This is a genomic window from Rhodococcus sp. P4_F3_2 (genome assembly GCF_056401335.1).
The window spans coordinates 1-4,203 of sequence record NZ_JBFUJN010000080.1; the positions used below are offsets into that span (position 1 = coordinate 1).

The following is a 4,203-nucleotide window of genomic DNA, read 5'->3' on the forward strand; positions in this document are numbered from 1 at the left end:
GGCCGACGCATTGGGGAACGGCACGAGCAACGAGTTCAGGATGCGCCCACCCTTTTCCTTGTGCAGCTTGATCACAACCATTCCGATGACACTGGCGAAATCGACCACAACGGCGATGACTGCCGTATCGGTCTCTGCGGTTCCCCCAAACTTCGACAGAATTGAATCGCCACACCTGATTGGCGAAGTGTGATGCCAGACAAGATCGACATCGGCGCCGAAAACTGCTGTGAATAGGACACTTTCGGCGGCGGAGGCTGAACTGTCAGTAGCCCCGGCAACGTCGCATTTGTACTCCTCGGAAAACTCCGTACCCCGTCCACGTGCAGCGTCAACCGCCACCACGCTGATACCGGAGGCCGGGCGGTCGAACCCTTTGACCGCTCTCTGGAATGCGATCTGCGATCCCCAAACACCTGTACAGAGGACTGTGACCTTCAGGATTGCGATCATTGTTCATCCTCGATGTTCAGGTGATGGTTTTCGTGCGCCGGGTGGTCAACAAGCCAGCAATCCAGCCGAGGAAGAGGATCACGACGAGGGTGAGCCAGAGTGGGGACTGCACAGATACCCAGAACAGTTGGATCGTGGTCGCGGCGCGGTTCTGGAGGATGAAGATCAGCGCCACCACCACCAACAAGGAAGCGAGGAGATTACGGGAGGTGAGCAGCGATCGTGCGGATGTACTCCGGGTTTCCGAACTCATGGAAAGCGCCCCACTTCATGTCGAGTGATACGGATCRAAGCTCTTGATCGAGGAGATGCCGGAGGATAAGGCGGCAATCCTCTCCGTCTTACCGAATTTCTCAATATTGAGCGCGAGGCCTGGCGCGCTAGACTGCTTCTGCCATGGAATGCGCCGGTCGGCTGCTTTTTCCGAGGAATACTGCGGATGCCAGCAGGAAGAACACCGCACCGACAAAGGTTCCGATGTTAGCCATGTTCGGATCCAATGTGTTCCCGTCTCGCAAGACGAACGATCCGATCGCAGAGACTCCGAATGCGATGGATCCCAAGGTATTCAGCCACACGCTTTGCCATTCCTTCGATTGCGGCGCCCAGTAGGTTCCTTCCCTCAGCAGGATGAGGACGGCCAGTCCGCTCGAGACGAGGAAGGCTATCGAGCCCTCCGCGTTCGGATTCCAGACCAAGTGCATCTCGCCTCGTAGCGTCAGCGCGTGCAGCGCAGCCCCGGTGCTGACGTTGAACAAGATCGTCCCGAGTAACTGCACAGCCGCAGAGAGCCAGACCGCCCGGATCGCGGGGCGGCCAGAGTCGGTGGTGGTTGCTGGCCCGGCCAGCACCAACTGAACGAACGCCGCGCAGGTAAAGAACCAGGAGCCCGCGAAGAAGAAGCTGTTGGCGAGTGCGGCACCGAAGAAGACCGACAGGAAGGGTGCCGACCCAAGCGCGAAGAGTGCGGATCCGATCACGAATCCCCACGACTGCATTCGAATGGTCGGGTGAATCAGCATGCGCTGCAGCGTACTTGGCTTCCGTACAAAAATCCTCCAATCGGGACCTTGATCATCAGGCACTGATTTCGATCCGCCCGCGGCGGGTACGCAGCAACAAGTTCAAACCATCTGATTGTTTTTTACTTTACCGAAGCATGACTCCACTTTGGGTGCTAATGTCCGATTTATGACAGCCACTCCTCCAGCTGGAAATCGTTTGCTGTTTCGCAATGTCCGTGTTTTCGACGGCACCTCCTCGACCCTTGTTGCCGGGGACGTCCTGATCGACGGCTCCACGATTGCCGCAGTGTCAGAGTCTCCAGTTGGTGATGACCCAAGTCGCGAGACCACCGTCATCGACGGCGGCAACCGAATCTTGATGCCAGGCATGAGCGATGCCCACGTGCATCTGGTCGGCAACGCCAACTCCTACCTCGACATGGTGACAGGCAGTGAAGCGCACATCGCACTCAACGGCCTCGCCGAAGCAAAGAACATGCTGCACCGCGGGTTCACCACGGTCCGGGACATGGCCGGCGACACCAGCAGCATCAAATCGGTCATCGATCGAGGACTGTTCGAGGGACCACGCATCTACCCTTCCCAGGCCGCCATCTCCCAAACCAGCGGACACGGCGACTTCAGCTTCGTCTACGAATGCCCCACCGCTTTGGGCGGCAACCAGTCTCGCGCCGAACAGATCGGTTTCATGCGCGTCGCAGACGGTCCGGAGCGGGTGCTCGCTGCGGTTCGCGAACAACTCAAAAAGGGCGCATCCCAGATCAAGATGATGGTCGGCGGCGGCGCTGCATCGATGTACGACCCGCTCTACACGGTTCAGTTCACCGATCCCGAACTTCGTGCGGCAGTGCACGCGGCCACCGACTACGGCACCTACGTCGCCACACACGTCTACAACGTCACCGGCATTCGCCGCGCCATCGAAGCCGGCGTGAAATCCATCGAGCACGGTCATCTCGCCGACGAGGCAACGATCGCTCTGATGGCCGAGAAAGACATCTGGCTTTCGATGCAGCCCTTCGCACTGGGAGATCACCACTATCCGGATCCCGGCCGCGCGGAAAAAGATCGCGAAATCTGCACCGGCACAGATGATGTGTACAGCTGGGCACGCAAGCACGGTGTCAAAACAGCGTGGGGTACGGATCTTTTGCTCGAGCCGCAGCTTGCGCCGCGGCAGAGCGAAATGGCGGCGCGACTCGGCGATCACTACAGCAATGTCGACGCCCTTCGGATGCTCACCTCCGGGAATGCCGAGCTTTTCCGGCTCGCAGGCGAACGCGACCCCTACCGACAGGCACCATTCGGAGTAATCGCCGAGGGCGCGTGGGCGGATGTACTTCTCGTCGACGGCAATCCGCTCGAGGACCTGAGCCTGCTCGCCGATCCGAACAAGAGCCTGACGGTCATTGTCAAGAACGGGCAGGTCGTAAAAAACATTCTGTGACACATCTCGTCGCCATCTCTCGTCGAGGCGCGATACCAACGCGAGACGATCCCGCTGCGGTCGGATTCCGCAACGGGACTGTCTCGCAAAGGCGTAGGGATCGTGCCGCCGTGCAGCATTTAGGGCTGGAGGCCTCAGTTGGTTGAAACTGGTTTCGAGAATTGGGAAGCACCGACAGAACCCGCTGAGGGGACCTTGATCTCGGCCCGGGGCATCGAAGTGCATGGGCCCTGGGGACACGTGTTCGGTCCGCTCGATTTGGACATCAACGCCGGTGGTGTGACGGTGCTAGCCGGCCAAGCCGGAGCGGCGCGAACCGCCTTGCTGATGGCACTGTGCGGACGAATGCGATTGTCCGCAGGGACATTAGCGGTACACGGCTACGACAATCCGAGCCGGATACTGGCCATCTCGGCGATCGCATGTCTGAACGAGCTCGACGAAGTCCGGCCCTCTGTCACCGTGCGTGACATGGTGACCGAACAACTGCGATGGGATTCCCCGTGGTACAAATTCGTTCCCCGCGTGAGCGAGACAGAAGTCGCAGACATGTGTGCGAAAACGTTTGGTGACGTCGACTTACCACCGCTCAACGCCTTCGTCGACGACCTCCCGGAAATCCAGCAAATGTTGTTGCGGATCGCTGTCGCGAACACCAAACGCCCACCGCTATTGGTGGTGGGACGCGTCGACAAGCTCGCCGACGACTTCGAAAGAGCCGTTTTGCTGCAACGGCTTGTCGCACTCGGCGAGCACCAGTCGGTGATCACCGCAGACGTCAACACACTCCCACCAGATACCGGCGTCAACGCAGTAGTGAACATGCACGGACTGCTCGGGGCCGGCGATATCGGCGTCATGACCGAAGGAAAGTAACTGATGCTCGCAGGTATATCTCTGGGCAGTGATGTCAAACGCTACTCCCGCGGCACCCTGCCACGAATCGCGATCGTCACCATCATCTTGTTGCCGTTGCTCTACGGCGCCATGTACTTGTGGGCTTTCTGGAACCCGTTCGGCGAGGTGAACAAGATCCCCGCAGCGATTGTCAATAACGATTCGGGGCGAACGTCAACAGGCCAACAAGTCGATGCCGGCGATCAGGTCGTCAAGTCGCTCATCGCCTCCGGACAACTTGATTTGGCGGAGGTCTCGGATCWAGAAGCCCAAGCCGGACTCTCGAGCGGCAAGTACTATTTCACGATCACCTTGCCGGAGAACTTCAGCGACGCTGTCGAGTCACCCAACGGCGACACCCCCGAGAAGGCCGATCTCACC

6 protein-coding genes are annotated in these 4,203 nt (G+C 59.3%); 3 read left to right on the forward strand and 3 right to left on the reverse strand.

The annotated features are described in order from the left end of the window. From AC1DWA_RS32750 to AC1DWA_RS32760, 3 genes are all read right to left on the reverse strand, one after another. Window positions 1-453: 3-hydroxyacyl-CoA dehydrogenase (locus AC1DWA_RS32750; protein ID WP_477917571.1), on the reverse strand; the 453-nt coding region annotated here is incomplete at its 3' end. A gap of 16 nt (window positions 454-469) precedes the next feature. Further along, a complete protein-coding gene (locus tag AC1DWA_RS32755; RefSeq protein ID WP_358344411.1) occupies window positions 470-706 on the reverse strand; it encodes a LapA family protein in 237 nt (78 codons plus the stop codon). Window positions 707-833: 127 nt separating this feature from the next. Further along, window positions 834-1,475: a hypothetical protein gene (locus AC1DWA_RS32760; RefSeq protein ID WP_477845947.1), complete on the reverse strand. Its 642-nt coding sequence runs from the start codon at window positions 1,473-1,475 to the stop codon at window positions 834-836. Between the two features lie 169 nt (window positions 1,476-1,644). Between AC1DWA_RS32760 and AC1DWA_RS32765 the strand changes: the two genes are divergently transcribed. From AC1DWA_RS32765 to AC1DWA_RS32775, 3 genes are all read left to right on the forward strand, one after another. Continuing rightward, the gene (locus AC1DWA_RS32765; protein ID WP_477845946.1) at window positions 1,645-2,925 is read left to right on the forward strand and encodes a metal-dependent hydrolase family protein; all 1,281 of its coding nucleotides are present in this window, start codon (window positions 1,645-1,647) and stop codon (window positions 2,923-2,925) included. A gap of 138 nt (window positions 2,926-3,063) precedes the next feature. Continuing rightward, complete coding sequence (locus AC1DWA_RS32770; protein WP_477845945.1) at window positions 3,064-3,801, forward strand: ATP-binding cassette domain-containing protein; 738 nt, start codon at window positions 3,064-3,066, stop codon at window positions 3,799-3,801. A gap of 3 nt (window positions 3,802-3,804) precedes the next feature. Continuing rightward, window positions 3,805-4,203: YhgE/Pip domain-containing protein (locus AC1DWA_RS32775; RefSeq protein WP_477917573.1), on the forward strand; the 399-nt coding region annotated here is incomplete at its 3' end.

Bases quoted from the DNA above. Each gene is read 5' to 3' on its own strand.
- AC1DWA_RS32755 (WP_358344411.1), bottom strand. From the start codon at position 706: ATGAGTTCGGAAACCCGGAGTACATCCGCACGATCGCTGCTCACCTCC.
- AC1DWA_RS32760 (WP_477845947.1), bottom strand. From the start codon at position 1,475: ATGCTGATTCACCCGACCATTCGAATGCAGTCGTGGGGATTCGTGATC.
- AC1DWA_RS32765 (WP_477845946.1), top strand. From the start codon at position 1,645: ATGACAGCCACTCCTCCAGCTGGAAATCGTTTGCTGTTTCGCAATGTC.